The sequence below is a fragment of the Marinobacter sp. BSs20148 genome (genome assembly GCF_000283275.1).
Taxonomy (GTDB): Bacteria; Pseudomonadota; Gammaproteobacteria; order Pseudomonadales; family Oleiphilaceae; genus Marinobacter; species Marinobacter psychrophilus.
The window spans coordinates 1,745,340-1,761,450 of sequence record NC_018268.1; the positions used below are offsets into that span (position 1 = coordinate 1,745,340).

17 protein-coding genes are annotated in these 16,111 nt (G+C 53.8%); 11 read left to right on the top strand and 6 right to left on the bottom strand.

What is annotated here, in order from left to right:
* Positions 1-3 precede the first annotated feature (3 nt).
* Entirely contained in the window at positions 4-978 is a 975-nt protein-coding gene (locus MRBBS_RS07895; RefSeq protein WP_014870933.1) for an ABC transporter substrate-binding protein, read from the bottom strand.
* A 308-nt stretch (positions 979-1,286) separates the two neighbouring features.
* Here MRBBS_RS07895 and MRBBS_RS07900 point away from each other — a divergent pair, with 308 nt between their 5' ends.
* Together MRBBS_RS07900 and MRBBS_RS07905 are read left to right on the top strand one after the other, a co-directional pair.
* Positions 1,287-2,954 carry an AMP-binding protein gene (locus MRBBS_RS07900; RefSeq protein WP_014870934.1) on the top strand — a complete coding sequence of 556 codons (1,668 nt, stop codon included), beginning with the start codon at positions 1,287-1,289 and terminating at the stop codon, positions 2,952-2,954.
* Between the two features lie 129 nt (positions 2,955-3,083).
* Positions 3,084-3,566 carry a thioesterase domain-containing protein gene (locus MRBBS_RS07905; protein ID WP_014870935.1) on the top strand — a complete coding sequence of 161 codons (483 nt, stop codon included), beginning with the start codon at positions 3,084-3,086 and terminating at the stop codon, positions 3,564-3,566.
* A gap of 32 nt (positions 3,567-3,598) precedes the next feature.
* On the opposite strand, the gene MRBBS_RS07910 is transcribed toward MRBBS_RS07905, so the two are convergent.
* Together MRBBS_RS07910 and MRBBS_RS07915 are read right to left on the bottom strand one after the other, a co-directional pair.
* Complete coding sequence (locus MRBBS_RS07910; protein WP_014870936.1) at positions 3,599-5,287, bottom strand: ABC transporter permease; 1,689 nt, start codon at positions 5,285-5,287, stop codon at positions 3,599-3,601.
* 173 nt (positions 5,288-5,460) lie between these two features.
* Positions 5,461-6,480, bottom strand: coding sequence for a Fe(3+) ABC transporter substrate-binding protein (locus tag MRBBS_RS07915; RefSeq protein ID WP_014870937.1), 1,020 nt, complete (start codon positions 6,478-6,480; stop codon positions 5,461-5,463).
* A gap of 174 nt (positions 6,481-6,654) precedes the next feature.
* Here MRBBS_RS07915 and MRBBS_RS07920 point away from each other — a divergent pair, with 174 nt between their 5' ends.
* The 4 genes from MRBBS_RS07920 to queF all read left to right on the top strand — a co-directional run bounded on the left by MRBBS_RS07920 (position 6,655) and on the right by queF (position 9,621).
* Positions 6,655-6,933, top strand: a complete 279-nt coding sequence (locus tag MRBBS_RS07920; RefSeq protein WP_041635166.1) for a PilZ domain-containing protein — start codon at positions 6,655-6,657, stop codon at positions 6,931-6,933.
* Between the two features lie 135 nt (positions 6,934-7,068).
* The gene (locus MRBBS_RS07925) at positions 7,069-8,019 is read left to right on the top strand and encodes an ABC transporter ATP-binding protein (RefSeq protein WP_014870939.1); all 951 of its coding nucleotides are present in this window, start codon (positions 7,069-7,071) and stop codon (positions 8,017-8,019) included.
* A complete protein-coding gene (locus MRBBS_RS07930) occupies positions 8,016-8,789 on the top strand; it encodes an ABC transporter permease (protein WP_014870940.1) in 774 nt (257 codons plus the stop codon). Before MRBBS_RS07925 ends, MRBBS_RS07930 begins: the two co-directional genes overlap by 4 nt.
* A gap of 13 nt (positions 8,790-8,802) precedes the next feature.
* Positions 8,803-9,621, top strand: a complete 819-nt coding sequence (queF, locus tag MRBBS_RS07935; RefSeq protein WP_014870941.1) for an NADPH-dependent 7-cyano-7-deazaguanine reductase QueF — start codon at positions 8,803-8,805, stop codon at positions 9,619-9,621.
* 26 nt (positions 9,622-9,647) lie between these two features.
* Here the strand turns inward: queF and MRBBS_RS07940 are convergent, their stop codons facing one another.
* A complete protein-coding gene (locus MRBBS_RS07940; RefSeq protein ID WP_014870942.1) occupies positions 9,648-11,081 on the bottom strand; it encodes an adenylate/guanylate cyclase domain-containing protein in 1,434 nt (477 codons plus the stop codon).
* A gap of 1 nt (position 11,082) precedes the next feature.
* Positions 11,083-11,406, bottom strand: a complete 324-nt coding sequence (locus tag MRBBS_RS07945; RefSeq protein ID WP_187290780.1) for an Mpo1-like protein — start codon at positions 11,404-11,406, stop codon at positions 11,083-11,085.
* 110 nt (positions 11,407-11,516) lie between these two features.
* Here MRBBS_RS07945 and MRBBS_RS07950 point away from each other — a divergent pair, with 110 nt between their 5' ends.
* Positions 11,517-12,071: a nitroreductase gene (locus MRBBS_RS07950; RefSeq protein ID WP_014870944.1), complete on the top strand. Its 555-nt coding sequence runs from the start codon at positions 11,517-11,519 to the stop codon at positions 12,069-12,071.
* A 67-nt stretch (positions 12,072-12,138) separates the two neighbouring features.
* Here MRBBS_RS07950 and MRBBS_RS07955 read toward each other — a convergent pair whose 3' ends face one another.
* Positions 12,139-12,789 (bottom strand): LON peptidase substrate-binding domain-containing protein, encoded by a 651-nt coding sequence (locus MRBBS_RS07955; protein ID WP_014870945.1) that lies wholly within the window; start codon positions 12,787-12,789, stop codon positions 12,139-12,141.
* A 376-nt stretch (positions 12,790-13,165) separates the two neighbouring features.
* Between MRBBS_RS07955 and flgB the strand changes: the two genes are divergently transcribed.
* Genes flgB through flgE form a run of 4 tightly spaced genes read left to right on the top strand, consistent with a single transcriptional unit; the run spans position 13,166 to position 16,077 of the window.
* On the top strand, positions 13,166-13,576 hold the full coding sequence (flgB, locus tag MRBBS_RS07960) for a flagellar basal body rod protein FlgB (RefSeq protein ID WP_014870947.1): 411 nt from the start codon (positions 13,166-13,168) through the stop codon (positions 13,574-13,576).
* A gap of 34 nt (positions 13,577-13,610) precedes the next feature.
* A complete protein-coding gene (gene flgC / locus MRBBS_RS07965; protein ID WP_014870948.1) occupies positions 13,611-14,054 on the top strand; it encodes a flagellar basal body rod protein FlgC in 444 nt (147 codons plus the stop codon).
* A gap of 16 nt (positions 14,055-14,070) precedes the next feature.
* A complete protein-coding gene (locus tag MRBBS_RS07970) occupies positions 14,071-14,745 on the top strand; it encodes a flagellar hook assembly protein FlgD (protein ID WP_014870949.1) in 675 nt (224 codons plus the stop codon).
* 24 nt (positions 14,746-14,769) lie between these two features.
* Entirely contained in the window at positions 14,770-16,077 is a 1,308-nt protein-coding gene (gene flgE, locus MRBBS_RS07975) for a flagellar hook protein FlgE (RefSeq protein WP_014870950.1), read from the top strand.
* Positions 16,078-16,111: the final 34 nt, after the last annotated feature.

A 16,111-nucleotide genomic window follows, 5' to 3' on the forward strand; every position in this document is an offset into this window, starting at 1 on the left:
GCTTTACTTGGCGTTGGAAACCACTTCTTTGGCTTCCGCAATAATGTCATCGGCAATGGTCATGCCCATGCGTGCGGCGGCTTCAGGATTAACAAAAAGGTCTAGGGTGTCCATGGTTTCTACCGGCATATCAGCGGTGCTAGCACCTTCCATAATGCGTACAACCATGGCGCCGGTCTGACGGCCGTGATTGTAGTAATTGAAGCCCAGTGCAGCAACTGCTCCGCGAGAAACCGTGGCGGTGTCGGCGGCAAATACCGGAATTTTTGAGCGTTCACCGACAGAAATCACGGCTTCTGCTGCGCTGATGACGGTGTTGTCGGTGGTCAGGTAGATGGCATCTGCTTTGCCCACCAGCGAACGGGATGCGCCCAGCACTTCTGAGGTTTTGGTAGCCGCGGCTTTTACCAGCACCATGTCGCGCGCTTTCATGCTTTCTTCAATCATGTCTACCAAGGCCACGGCGTTGGCTTCACCCGGGTTGTAAACCGTGCCAATGCGCTTGGCGTTTGGTACCAGGCGCTGTAGCAAATCCAGATGTTTCTCGATAGGCAGCATGTCCGATACGCCGGTGATGTTGGCGCCGGGTGCGTCCAGTGATATCACCAGCTTGGCGCCAACCGGATCGGTGACCGCGGAAAATACAACCGGAATGTCGCGGGCTGCGGCCGCAACGGTTTGCGCAGACGGCGTGGCGATGGCAACGATAACAGCCGGGCTTTCACCTATAAATTTACGCGCAATCTGGGCGGCAATGCCGGTGTTGCCCTGAGCGCTTTCGTGGATGATTCGAATGTTGTCGCCGTCTACATAGCCACGCTCTGCCAGTTCATCTTTTATGCCTTCATAGACCGAGTCCAGAGCGGGATGTTCTACAATCTGGGTAATAGCAACAACAGGGAGCTCTGCGGCCTGAACAAAACTGGCAGCGGCAAGCACGGATGCACCAATCAGGGTGCGCAACATTCTCTTGGCCATACAACCATCTCCGAGTCGGTTAACTGATTTTGCGTGGGTTATTTTTGCTGTGCATGAGTGAAGAGCGGAAGTTTACCACAGGATTTGCGCTTGCGGGGTAAGGAGCTCGGCGCGATTTTGCATCGGTCTGGCGGGCGTTACAAGGCCGGCAGGCGATTGCGGATATTGACAGCATTTAATGTTTGGCTGACATATTTCAAGACACCATACGTTGGTGTAATGTGTCAGCGTGATATACAGACCAATAAGCGCTCACCTCTAGGTTTAAAAGGCTGTTTTCCAATCGGACTGAATGAGCAGGGTATCAAATGAAAACAACGAATAAGCTACCTCTCGACTTGATTTACCATTGGGAGTCTACCATCGGGGACTCCTTATACCTGACCCAGCCGATAGGAAACGGCCAGGTTGACGAGTTCACCTGGCGCCGTGCAGCCGACGAGGCCAGGCGCATGGCTGCGTATCTGAAATCGCTGGACCTGCCCGCTGGCAGCAGTATCGGGCTGATTTCGAAAAATTGTGCTCACTGGGTGATGGCAGACTGGGCAATCTGGATGGCGGGCTATGTGTCTGTGCCTATTTACCCGACCCTGAACGCGACCACGGTTGCCTATATTCTTGAGCACTCGGAGTGCAAGGCCCTGTTCGTTGGCAAGCTGGACGATTGGGACATGATGAAACCCGGTGTGCCAGAGACCATGCACTGCATTTCGTTTCCTTCCAGCCCGCCCACAGACTTTGTGACTTGGAACGACATTATTCGCGACACGGCGCCACTGGAAGGCGAGGTGAAGCGCGAAGCCGCTGAATTGGCCACGTTGGTGTATACGTCTGGCAGCACCGGCCAGCCCAAAGGCGTTATGTTGAGCTTTGCTAACCTGGCATTTTCTGCTGAAGGTGCCACTCAAACTCTGGGGCTTTCACCCAACGAGCGTATGCTGTCTTATTTGCCGCTGGCACATGTGTTTGAACGCGCTTTTGTGGAGTTCGGCTCGCTGTATAACGGCTTTCAAGTGTTCTTTGCGGAATCGCTGGATACCTTCGTGGCCGATCTGCAACGTGCGCAGCCCACGCTGTTCTTGTCTGTGCCCAGGCTGTGGGTGAAGTTCCAGCACGGCGTACTGCAGAAACTGCCGCAGAAAAAGCTCAACGTGTTGTTGAAAATCCCAATCGTTAGCGGTGTCATCAAGAAAAAAATTCTCAACGGCCTGGGGCTTGGCAAGGTGAGATTGGCGGGCAGTGGGTCTGCACCGCTTTCTAATGATGTGCTGAGCTGGTATCGCAGCCTTGGGCTGGAATTGCTGGAAGGTTATGGCATGTCCGAGAACGTGGCCTATTCCCACATGAGCAAACAGGGCCGCTCGCGAATCGGTTATGTTGGCGAGGCTTTGCCCGGTGTGGAAGTGCGCATCAATGACAACGGTGAAGTTTTGATAAAAAGCCCGGCTACTATGATGGGCTACTTCAAGGATGAAGAACGCACCCGCGAAACCATGAGCGAAGACGGCTTTTTGAAAACCGGTGATAAAGGCGAACTGGACGAGATGGGGCGCCTGAAACTAACCGGCCGTACCAAAGAGATGTTCAAAACCAGTAAAGGCAAGTACATTGCGCCGGCGGCTTTGGAAAACCGACTGATGGCAAATCAAAGTATTGAGATGGTCTGTGTTTCCGGCGCCAATCAGACCAATCCGTTTGCATTGGTGCTGCTCAATGAAACTTTGCGGCCGCAGATGGCAGATCCAGTGGTGCGCAAAACCGTTGAGGCAGAGCTGAACGTCCTGCGCGATGAGGTGAATCGTGCGGTGGACCCGCATGAGAAACTGGCGTTTATTGCGGTGGTTACGGATGAGTGGTCAATCGAAAACAGTTTTCTAACGCCTACTCTTAAGCTCAAACGTAACGTGGTTGAAGCGGCTTACGAAGGCCAGGTTGAAGGCTGGTATGCCGAGCGTAAAGCGGTGGTTTGGCACTAAACACCCGTGATTCGGTGAAAAGCCCGGCAATGACCGGGCTTTTTTATAAAAAAACCAAAGTTTATTTGTGGGTATGCCGTTATAGAGGTGTCCCTGTTTTTTTCAGGACTATGTTGTCAGGAGCATGGCATGTCGCGCCTCGCGCAGTTTCAAAAGCGTATCAACCAGCAGATTCCATTAACCAAGGCCTTGGGCCTGAAATTGCTGGAATGGGACGGCACGGCATTGTTGTTGAGCGCTCCGCTTGCACCCAACAGTAATCACCAAGGCACGGGCTTTGGTGGCAGCCTCTACGGCGTTGGCGTATCGGCCGCCTGGAGTGTTGCTGAGTTGGCGCTGGCTGACCTTCAGTTGAAAGGCACGGTTGTGGTGCAAACGGGCACGATTGAATACAAGTCGCCGGTGGATGGGGATTTCTTTAGTGTGTGCCGTTTACCCGACGGCGAGATGCCAGACCACTTTCGGAAAAGTCTGGCTCGCCACGGGCGTGCGCGGTTGGAGTTAGCGGCTGAGATTTTTTGCGGCGTACCCACGATGCAACCGCAGCAAGAGCCGGCGGCTGTTTTTAGGGGGCGCTTTGTGGTCTCTAACGTGCGCTCGCGATCTCGTTAACGCGCTGAAAGCCTTTTAGCGTCGAAAGGGCGTCAGTTCATGGTTCGCGAGTTGGAAATGGAGCGGCTCATCAGAATAATGGGGATAATGCCGGCCACCACGATAATCAGCGCCGGCAATGCGCTGTGGAACAGCTTTTCGTCAGATGCAAACTGGTACACGTAAGTGGCCAAGGTTTCAAAGTTGAACGGCCGCAGTATCAGCGTGGCCGGCAACTCCTTCATACAGTCTACAAACACCACCAGCGCTGCGGTTATCAGGGTGCCCCGCAACATGGGCAGGTGAACTTTCACCAGAGTTTTGCCCGGTGTATGCCCCAAAGAGCGTGAAGCCATGTCCATACTTGGGGTGATTTTCTGCAGGGCGCTTTCCACGCTGCCGGCAGACACCGCCAAAAAGCGCACGGTGTAGGCGAATATCAGTGCAAACGCTGACCCGCTGAGCAGCAGCCCGCTGCTGAAACCAAAGTAATCGCGCATCAGACTGTCTAGCCAATTATCAAATCCTGCCAATGGCACAATCACCCCCACCGCTAGCACTGCGCCGGGCATGGCGTAGCCCAAGCTTGAAAGCCGCATAAGCACCTGCATGCCACGGGTGTTATGCAGCCGGCGGCTGTAGGCCAGAGTTACGCCAATAGCCAGCGTGGTGAGCGCTGCAGCGCTAGACAGGAAAAGGCTGTTCAGGGTGTTTTGAATAAAATCCGGGTTCCAGCTTTCGCTGAAATACTCGATGGCGTAGGTGGCCAGAGTGGCGCCTGGAATGGCAAAGCCCAACAAAACCGGAATGCCACACACTGCCACACAGACCATCTGGCGTGGAAAGGACATGGTAAAGCGGCGGATGGGCTCGCGGTTGTCTCGGGCGGCAAACTGCTGCTGGCGGCGGCGTGAATAACGTTCCAGGGTGACCAGTACCAGCACAAACACCAACATCACGCTGGCAATCTGGGCGGCGCCGCCAAGGTTGCCCAGGTTCATCCAGGTATCAAACAGGCCGGCCGTGAGGGTTTGCACAGCGAAGAAGTCGACGGTGCCGAAATCGTTGAGGGTTTCCATCATCACCAGTGACAAGCCAACGGCAATCGCCGGGCGAGCTATGGGCAGCACGATACGAAAAAACGTACTGATTGCGGAGTGGCCGAGGCTGCGGCTAACCTCGAACAGCGAGGGTGACTGCTCCAAAAACGCCGCGCGGGCCAGCAGGTACACATAAGGGTAGAGCACCAAACCGATCATCAGGGTGGCGCCTTCCAGGCTGCGGATTTCGGGAAACCAGTAATCCGCTGCACTGGTCCAGCCAAACACAGCGCGCAGGGCGCTTTGCACCGGCCCGGCATAGTCCAACAGGCTGGTGTACACATACGCAATAACGTAAGCCGGCACCGCGAAGGGCAGCAGCATGGCCCACTCAAAGTACTTGCGGCCGGGAAACTCGCACATGGTGACGGCCCAGGCGCTGGACAGGCCAATGCCCAAAGCAAGTATGCCTACGCCCAGCATCAGTTTAAGGGTCGTTAGCAGGTAGCGCGGCAGGGTGGTGCTCATCAGGTGCGGCCAGATGTTCTCGTCTGGAAAAAATGCCAGGTAGATAACGGCAAGCACAGGTAGAGCAACAATGGCGGTAATCAGTGCTGCGGCAATCAACCAGCGTTTAGATGTGCGCTTGATGTGCAGCGGTTGGGCCGGCGCAATGTTGGCGCCGGTGGTAGCTTCAGACATGTGAATCCTTCTGATTCAGCCCGACACAGAGGCTGAAAGGCAATGAACCATTGATGAAGACTGGTTCAAAATGATGATGAAAAGGATTCCGATTTTAGACAGCTGGGGGCTGGCCTGCAAGCAAGCCGGCGGCAGGAAGTGGCTGCCGCCGGCTGTTTTTCGATTAAACGGACTTATTCGCCGTCAAAATCTACACGGTCGACCAGTTTTACAGCGGCGTTGCGATTGTCAGCAATTTCCTGCAATGAAATGGAGTCTGGATTGATTTCGCCCCACTCGGCAACCATACCCACAGGCTTAACGTTCGGGTTAGCCGGGTACTCTGCGTTCGCTTCGGCGTAGATGCGCTGGGCTTCTGCAGAAGACAGGAACTCCATTAATTTAATGGCGTTGTCTTTGTTCGGTGCGCTTTTGGTCAGTGCAATGCTGCTGATATTGATATGGGTGCCGCGGCCGTCGGCGTTGGGGAATACCAGGCGCACAGTTTCGGCGGCTTCGCGTTCGTTTTCATCTTGCAGCATGTTGCCGTAGTAGTAGCTGTTACCAATGGCAACGTCACACACGCCGGCTGCAATGGCCTTAATCTGATCGCGATCACCGCCTTGGGGTTTGCGTGCCAGATTGTCTTTTACGCCTGCCAGCCACTTTTCGGTGTCTGCTTCACCGTGGTGAGCAATCATCGATGAGATCAGTGCGATGTTGTAAGGGTGTTTGCCGCTGCGGGTACAAATTCGATTGTCCCACTTGCTGTCTGCCAGGTCTTCGTAGGTGGTGATGGCGCCTTCTTCAACGCGGTCTTTGGAGGTGTAGATCAAACGGCCACGGGTTGTCAGTGCGAACCACTGGCCATCTGGGTGGCGCAGGTTTTCCGGGATGTTCTTGTTCAGAATCTCGTTGTCTGTGATGCCTTGCAGCAGATTACGTTCTACCAGTTCGTCGATGCGGGAAATGTCGACCGTCATCACCACGTCGGCGGGACTATTACGACCTTCGCGGTCCAGGCGCTCGGCCAGGCCTTGCTTGGCGAATACCACGTTGGATTCAATTCCGGTCTCTTTTTCAAACGCGTTCAGCAGAGGTTCCAGCAGGTAAGCCTGGCGGTAAGAGTAGATGTTCACTTCGCCGTCAGCAAACGCGGCCATGGGCATGGCGGTCAGGGCAATGGCAGCTGTGGCAGCAAGTTTCAATCGCATAATGGCAATCTCGGTTGGGGGAGTGTGGTTTGGTCAGGTTTACCGAATCAATGTTAACAACGCAAACCATTATCATTTGTATTACCCTGATAGTCAATACGGCCTGTCTATACTTTGAGAAATTTGGTGGTATTCTTCAAAGAAACAATATTCCTCAGACTTGGTGCAAATTTTATGACCCCAGATGACCGCCGCGAACACTTGCGTACATCCATGAGTGCGACTGTGAAAGTTGAGCACGAAACCCTGGGCAACTTTGTGTTTGGAACCCGCGACATATCTGACGGCGGCGTGTTTATTGCGATTGAAGACCAACAATTTGCACCTCAACTTGGGGACAAAGTGACCGTTCAAGTGCAGGGCTTGCCGATAGAGGCTCCGATTTTGTACATGATGGTGCGGCGTAAAACCCCTGAGGGTTACGGTTTACAGTTTGCCGAAAGCAACCCATAACGGTTAATATTCCCGCCCGATTAAGCCTGTCGTGCGCTTTAACAAGCGCTGCGGCATGCAGTCTATAAAAAGTGACGCAGTATCCAGTCACGCAGTTCCCGCATTCAGTCTCATGTTTTTCTGTCAGGAATGTCTATGGCTTACGCTCTGGAAATTCAGGGCCTGACCAAAACCTATGGCAATGGTTTTCAGGCTCTTAAAAGTATTGACCTCAAAGTGGCCGAAGGCGACTTTTTTGCGTTGTTGGGCCCCAACGGTGCTGGCAAATCTACCACCCTGGGGGTGGTGTCGTCGCTGGTGAATAAATCTGCCGGGCAGGTGCGAGTGTTTGGCCATGATTTGGATACCGAACTGTCGGCGGCCAAGCTTAACCTGGGCGTGGTGCCCCAGGAGTTCAATTTTAACCAGTTTGAAAAAGTGCTGGATATTGTGACCACTCAGGCTGGCTATTACGGTATTCCGCTGAAGCAGGCTTTGATCTCTGCCGAGAAATACCTGAAACAGCTTGGGCTATGGGACAAGCGGAAGGCTTCGGCGCGCACGCTGTCTGGCGGCATGAAGCGGCGCCTGATGATTGCCCGTGCGCTGGTGCACGAACCGCGGCTGTTGATTCTGGACGAACCCACCGCGGGCGTGGATATTGAACTGCGCCGTTCTATGTGGACGTTTCTGCAAGAAATGAACCGTAATGGCACCACCATTATTCTGACAACCCACTACCTGGAAGAAGCCGAAGCCCTGTGCCGTAACATCGCCATTATTGATCACGGCCAGATCCTGCGAAACACCAGCAAGCGCGAGTTACTGCAGCAACTGAGCGTGGAAACGTTTGTCCTGGATCTTGCCGGCGGCTACCAACATTTACCCGAGCTTGAGGGCTATGTTCACCGCTTTGATAAAGACGGTGCGTTGGAAGTGGATGTGCAAAAAGGCACCGGGTTGAATCAGGTTTTTGTGCAGCTGCAACAACAGGGCATCGAGGTAGAGAGCATGCGCACCAAAGCGAACCGCCTGGAAGAGCTTTTTGTACGTATGGTTGAAGCCAATGCCGACAATAGTGACAACGATCCAAAGGCGCAGTTATGACATCGCACGCTCTGTGGACTGCATTTTATACAATTCTGAGTCGTGAAATTCGCCGCTTCACCCGCATCTGGCCACAAACCCTGTTGCCACCGGCGGTCACCATGACCCTGTATTTTATTATTTTTGGCAATCTGATTGGTTCTCGCATCGGTAAAATGGACGGCTTCGACTACATGCAGTTCATTGTGCCGGGCCTGATTATGCTGGCGGTTATTACCAGTTCATACGGCAACGTGGTGTCGTCGTTCTTCTCGATGAAGTTTCAGCACAGTATTGAAGAGCTGCTGGTAGCGCCGGTGCCAAACTGGGTCATTCTGGCCGGCTACGTGTGTGGCGGTATGGCTCGCGGTCTGGGCATTGGAGTGATTGTGACGTTTGTATCGTTGGCGTTCACCCACTTGCAAATTCACAACTTGCTGATGGTTGTGGTTACGGTGATTCTGACCTCGGCGCTGTTTTCCCTGGGCGGTTTCATCAACGCCATGCTGGCGACAAAATTCGATGATATCTCCATTGTGCCCACCTTCATTCTGACACCGCTGACCTACCTGGGCGGCGTTTTTTATAGCATTAATCTGCTGCCGGACATTTGGCGCATGGTGTCTATGGCCAACCCGATTTTGTACATGGTGAATGGCTTTCGCTATGGCATTCTGGGTGTGTCCGACGTGAATCCGTTTGTGTCTCTGGGTATGATTCTGCTGTTTATTGTGGTGTTGGCGGCGGTTGCATTGAACTTGTTGCGCCGTGGCAAAGGCATTCGTAACTGATTCTGGAAAATTTATGGCACTTGATAATGCGCCGCTGGGTAAAATCAGCGAATACCCGGACACCTACGATCCCGGCCAACTGTTTCCGATTCCGCGGCTGCACAACCGCCAGCGTATCGGCCTGGAAGACGGTCGCTGGCCCTGGTTTGGCGGGGACTTATGGCAGGCTTGGGAGGTGTCTTGGCTGCGCTCTGGCGGAGTGCCGGTGGTGGCCTGGGCGGAAATCGAGTTTGCTGCAGAATCGCCGCAGCTGGTTGAGTCTAAATCGCTGAAGCTGTATCTGAATTCACTGAACCAGACCGTATACGCCAGTGCTGAGCGGGTTTGCGAGGTGATCGTTGCAGATTTGTCGTCAGCCTCTGGCGCCGCGGTTCGGGTGACCCTGCACAGCGTTGATGAAGGCGCTCTGGCCCAGGGACGGCCACATGAATATCAGCTGATTGATAACGAACCTTTGACGGATGTGGTTTACAGCTATGCGCCGGAGTCCCTGATAACCGGTACAAAGATCGTTAGCGAAAAGCTGTGTTCACACCTGTTGAAGAGCAATTGCCCGGTAACCGGGCAGCCAGATTGGGGTTCGGTATTAATTGACTATACCGGCCCGAAACTGGACCGGGTTGGCCTGTTGCGTTATATCGTAAGCTTTCGCCAGAAGCAGGATTTTCACGAGCACTGTGTAGAGACTCTATTCACGGATCTGATGCGCCATTGTAAGCCGCAAGCGTTGACGGTAACCGCCCGCTATACCCGCCGCGGCGGCCTGGATATTAATCCGTGGCGCAGCACTCGTGCTGATGCCAATTCCGGCCCCCGCCTGATACGGCAGTAGTTTTTTATGAGTCGCGTTTGCGCTGGTTAGTCCCGCTGATGGCGCAAACGGCTAGAGGCTTCGTCTAGCGCCTGCAGTATGGCAACCCGGTCGTTTTCGTTCACTTTTTTCGAATCCAAATACAGTGTAAAGCCGCTGTGTTCGTGTTCCAGAAAGCTGCGGTTGCGGCCCAGGTCGCAGCGGTAATCGATTACCTGATACACCGCAATAGGCCTGCTGAAGCCCTTAACCGTTACCTCGCCCTTATCGCGGCACATAATGCTGTCTTTAATCAGCGAAAAGGCTTCATGGGTGACCAGAATTTCACCGGGCTGTGCCAGATGCTCCATCCGGCTGGCGAGGTTCACTTCCTTGCCAATGATGGTGTAATCCATGCGATTTTCGGCGCCAAAGTTGCCAACGGTGGTATAGCCAGTGCTGATGCCCATACGAATCTGTAGCGGTGTCTTGATACCTTGGCTGCGCCATTTCTGGCGCAGTATTTTCATGTGTTTGCGCATGTCGATGGCCATAGACACGCAGGCCAGCGTATCTTCTCGTTGACCACGGCTGGTGGGGTCGCCGAAAAAGATCATGATGGAGTCGCCCACAAACTTGTCGATGGTGCCGCCGTGGTTGAGGGCAATTTGCGACATTTCATTGAGGTAGTGGTTCAACACATCGGTCAAGGCTTCCGGTTCCATTTCTTCCGATAGGTCGGTAAAGCCCTGAATATCTGAGAAAAAAACCGCCAGCTTTTTGCGCTGGGTTTCCAAGCGTGCATCCCGCTGGCCGGTAAAAATGGTTTTCCATACTTGCGGTGACATGTACTTCGACAATTTTTGCGACAGTGCGATGGACTGCTCGCGCTGGGCTTGAATCAATAAGGTTGCGTGGCGTAGGGCTTTGGCTTGCTGGTGGGAAAACAGAGCGGTTGCGCAAATGTAGACACCGGCTACGATCACCGCCAGCAAATCTGTAAGGGCAGGCAGGGTGATGGCATAGCCAGGGTTGAATAGAAAGAACACGACCAGCGCCGACGCAGAAAGTATCAGACTGCCCCAGGCCCACTGTTTTAAACCACCTACCACAAAGCAGGTGACCATCACCATTAAGGCAATGGTCGCGGCGGAAATGCTGATCAGCCCCAGGCTTCCGATAAACGCCCCGGAAATGGCAGAATCTATTAGCAACAATTGCTGTCGAATGGAGGATGAGTTGCGTCTGCGCGCATCCAGTGAAAACAGTTGGGCCAGATGGGGCCATACCATTGCAAATCCCGCCATACCAAAGAGCCACACTGAGTGGACCCCTTCGGCAATACCGGCGACCATAATGACGGCCATGGCGGCGTAACCCAGCGTACGGCCAAGATAGTCTGGCATGATAGGCACGGTCGTTGACGGTGTTCCTTCAGCAGAGTCAATGGCGTTAGCGGGAATTGTTCCGGTATCGCGAATGTTGGCAGATGATTTGATCATTTCAGAATCGAATCCTTCCTGTCAGCATGTCTTTGAACATAACCCAGTCGCCCATCAAGCTGTATAGGGGGTGGCGGAATGTAGCAGGGCGATTTTTCTCATAGCCAAAATGGCCTACCCAGGCGAAGCCATATCCAATCACTGGAAGCGCCAGCAGCCAAAGCAGGTTGCCAGACACAGCCACCCAGACTATGACGGCAAGCACCAGTGAGCTGCCAATAAAGTGCAATCGCCTACAGGTTCGGTTACGGTGCTCATTTAAGTAAAAGGGATAGAATTCAGCAAAGCTATGAAAGATTTTTGGTGTGCTCACAGTAGCCTCCATGTCGCTTTTAATTGTTGGTTTTACATGAGGGCACTCAGCCTGACAGTCATGTTTGATTGTTACCATTGAGTGCTATAACAAGGCTTTACTCTAACACTTGACAGGACTTTATGACCGCTATCAGCGATTTTATTCTTGCCCGAAGTTCCGAGCCGCGCCTGCAAGCACCGGCACCGGGGCCGGGCGTTCTGGCGCGGGCTTTTGCTTGCGCGGCGCGAGCGCCAGATCATGGTCTTTTACGGCCCTGGCGTTACTTGGTGGTGGAAGGAGAAGGCCTTGAGCGTTTGGGCGATTTGTTTGCAGACACCTACGGTCCGGAAGCCGATGAAAAAATCCTGTCAAAGCTTCGCAAAGCGCCGCTTCGGGCACCCATGGTGATTATTGCGATTGCGTCACCGGTTGAACACCCGAAAATTCCGGCCCGCGAGCAAGTTTTGTCCGCTGCCGCGAGCACCACCTTGCTTGAGTTGGCGCTTCAGGATGCGGGCTTTGGTGTTATGTGGCGAACCGGGTCTCCGGCTTATAATCCGGCGGTCACAGAGGCGTTGGGTTTGAGCGAGCAGGAATCGGTGATTGGCTTTATTTACACCGGCAGCGTTGTTTCTGCCAAGCCTGCGGTGCCGCGTCTTGAACCGACGGTGTTTGTGTCGCGCTGGCCGCAGTAGCCAGCGCTTATGTGCTCTTTAGGGTATTCTTTAGAACTACTTCTTAGCGCACTCGTCAACGTACCCTTCAGAGGTCGTTCAGTAGCTCCAGCGTGTAGGCCAGACGCTGGGGCGCTGACTCCATTTCCAAAATTTTCTGCATGAGCTCAGGCTCAAAGTGCACTACGCCAAACAGCGCCAGGCTGAACTGACCGTCGGTTTTTTTCTGCCATTCTTCTGATTCCGCCAGTTGTTTTACCGATTTCCGAATCGTCGGGTCGCCGTGGCCCAGAGCGACCAGTCGGTGCAGAATTTTATCCCGCAATTCGGCGCAATCGTGGGTTTCAGTGTCGCTTAGCGGTTGGTCGCTAAGCTCCGTGCATTCATAGATCTGGTAGGGCAACTGCTGGAGCTGCTTGTCGAGCCGGTAGCGCTGCAGTATGTGCACGTTCAGCAGCAGGCGACCGTCTTCCATGGTTTCCAGAAGCTCGCAGCGGCCTGCGCTAAATACGTCGTAGGGCCGATACGTGGCCTGATTAGAGCTTAGCGCCTGCTCCAGAGACTCTGCTTGCTTGCCCGGGCTCAACTGTTTTTCGGTGTGACAGATTGCCAGTAGGGTTTCGGTTTCCAGGCAGTGTTGAATCATCGCGCGGTAGCGCGGCTCAAACACGTGCAGCGGGAACACAGTGCCGGGGAAGGTGACGCACCCGGGAATAGGGAAGATGCAGATTTTGGCCACGGGTTTGCTCCAAGATGGTTGGCGGAAAATGGTCAGCTAAAAGTGGTCGACGAAAGTGGCGTCTACACACTTTACGCTGCCGTTGCGCTAACTGCTCACATCCGGGCGGCAAAAACGTTGTGAGTGGCGAGTGCCTTGAGGGCAGTTGCTTGCCGTTTTTTTGCAGTGGCTTGGGTGTGGCATTGTTCGAGCGGCTCAATACCGACATTATTGAGAGGTTTTTAGCCTTTTAAAGCCTGAAAACAACGCTGCAATCCTGTTAAGGCAAAAATTTACACAGTTTTCACCATTCTGGCATTGCACTTGCTTTTAACTCTTCATACACCTGAAACCGGCAATCTTTCGTTAACCGCCGGCACAGAATTACGGAGGCAGTATGGCAATCAATTTTGACAGTGCACTGGGTATTCACCAATACGCCCTTCAGGCACGCGTTCAGCGCGCAGAAATTCTGGCCAATAATCTCGCCAACGCCGACACCCCGGGCTTCAAGGCCCGTGATATCGACTTCCAGGCGATCATGAAGCGAGCGCAGAGCAGCGCCAGCGGCTTCGACATGAACACCACCAACAGTGGCCATATGAACGAAGGTGGCGGTGCGCCCGGCTCTGCAAGCGACAATGATTTGTTGTATCGCACACCGCATCAGCCTTCGGTAGACGGCAATACGGTAGACGCTCAGCAAGAACAGAGCCGCTTTATGCGCAACGCCATGGACTACCAGGCCAGCTTCCAGTTTCTTAGCAGCAAATTCAGCGGGATTAGCAAAGCGCTGACAGGCCAGTAAGCCGCAGGCAATACAGTGAACACAGGAGATTTTTATGTCATTGGGTAACATTTTCGACATCGCCGGTTCCGGTATGACTGCGCAATCGCTGCGACTAAACACCACAGCGTCTAACATTGCCAACGCCGAAACCGCCAGTTCCAGCACCGGTGAAACCTACCGCGCCCGTAAGCCAGTGTTTGCGGCGGTCCAGCAGTCGCTGTTAAACGGCAACCAGCCGGCGTTCGGCTCCGGGGCAGAAGGTGGTGCCGGAGTTCGGGTGGAAGGCATAGTCGAAAGCGATGCCGAACTGCAGATGCGCTATGAGCCCAACCACCCTGCTGCTAGTGAAGACGGCTATGTGTACTACCCCAATGTGAATGTGGCAGAAGAAATGGCCGATATGATGTCCTCTTCGCGCAGCTTCCAGATGAATGTAGACATCATGAACACTGCCAAGTCGATGATGCAGCGCATTTTAACCCTGGGCCAGAACTAACAGGCGGTAATCAATCATGAGTGCAGTAAACGCAAGCCAGGCAACAGATGTCCTAAGCCAATACCAGCTGAAACAGCAGTCGGCAAGCGGCAAAGGCGAGCTGGGAAAAAATGAATTCATGGAGCTGATGCTGGCCCAGTTGAAGAATCAGAACCCGCTGGATCCGCAAGATAACGGCGAATTTATTTCCCAGTTGGCGCAATTCAGTTCGCTGGAAGAAATGCAGAAGTTGTCTGGCAACGTGGACAGCGTGGTCGGTGAATTCCGCTCTACCCAGGCCCTGCAGGCCTCCGCCATGGTTGGTAAAACCGTGTTGGTGGCGTCGGATTTGGCGATGCTTGGTGCCAGCGGCGAGGTTAACGGAACCGTCGATGTGCCTGCCTCAACCGGTGGCGTACAGGTGTCGATATTGAACGGTTCGGGTGAGTTGGTGCGGCAGATGGAATTGGGCGGCAAGCCCGCAGGTTCTGCCAAGTTCACGTGGGACGGTAAAGACGGCAACGGCAGTGCTGTGCCGCAAGGATCTTATTATACAGTGGCTTCCGGGTCCTATCCCGGTGGTTCGCAGCAGCTGGGTACCATGATGAGCGCAAACGTCGACAGCGTGTCTTTGGGTAAAGGCGGCTCTATTTCTCTGAATCTTGCGGGCATGGGTTCGATTGACCTGTCGCAAGTTCAACAAATTAATTAATACCGGCGTCAGCAGGGGTGAATCATGGCATTTAACACAGGATTAAGCGGCCTCAGGGCGGCGGCGGTAGACTTGGACGTAACCGGCAATAACATTGCAAACGCCAGTACAGTGGGCTTCAAAGGCAGCCGCGTGCAGTTTGGAGACTTATACGCCAACGGCTTTCTAAGCTCTGGCAGCGCTCCGGTTGGCGACGGGGTTAGTGTGCAAAGCGTTAAACAGTCGTTTGGCCAGGGTAACATCAGCTTTACGGATAGCGGACTAGACCTTGCTATCGACGGCGACGGCTTTTTTGTATTGAACAATGGCGGCGAGTTGCGATATTCCCGCGCTGGCCAGTTCGGTACCGACAAAGACGGTTTTGTGGTGAACAATCAGAATATGCGGGTGCAAGGCTTTGTTGCAGACGCCGCCGGTAACTTATCGGGCATTCGTGACGATTTGCAAATAGCGAGCGGTAACCTGGCGCCGCAGCGCACCACCAACCTGCGTACCGACCTCAATCTGGATGCGCGGGAGCAAGTGCTCACGGCAACGCCGCCTAATCCTTTCGACCCGTTAGATCCGACGACTTACAATCACGTTACAGCAACCAACATCTTCGACAGCTTGGGAAATCCCCACGAGGTCACGCAGTTTTATACTAAACAAGCTTCAGCAGGGGGTTCGCAGAGCAATTGGTTGTTACACCTGCAGATAGATGGCGAAGCAGTGGGTGGTGCAGCTGGGTCTACAACGACACCGCCTAACTACGTGCCGTATGAATTGGTGTTTGACCAAAATGGAAATCTGGCCACTGCTAATAGCAATGCAAATGGCGTAATTTCAATCGATAACTGGGTGCCGAAAGATAGGGATTTAAACGCGAATGGAGCGGCATCTGGGGTCGGCGCCACGTTTGACCTGAATTTGGGTAGCGCCACTCAATATGGCAACAACTTCGGTGTCAATGATCAACGCCAAGATGGCTATACCACTGGCCGGCTGTCGGGGCTGGACGTTTCGCAGCAAGGCGTCATTTTTGCCCGTTACACCAATGGCCAGTCGAAATCCCTGGGGCAGGTAGCGTTGGCCAGCTTTTCGAATGCCAACGGCCTATCACCTTCCGGTGATACCAGCTGGGTGGAAACCTTCGAATCTGGCCAGGCGGTTATTGGCAGGCCCGACAGCGGCACGTTGGGGGCGATTCAGTCTAGCTCAGTTGAAGAGTCCAACGTAGACCTGTCTGCGGAACTGGTGAACCTGATTATTGCCCAGCGTAATTATCAGGCAAATGCCAAAACCATTGAAACCTCGGATGCGGTCACCCAGACCATCATCAATCTGAGGTAAGCAATCAAGCGCCCGCCAGGGTGCTTTTAGCAAA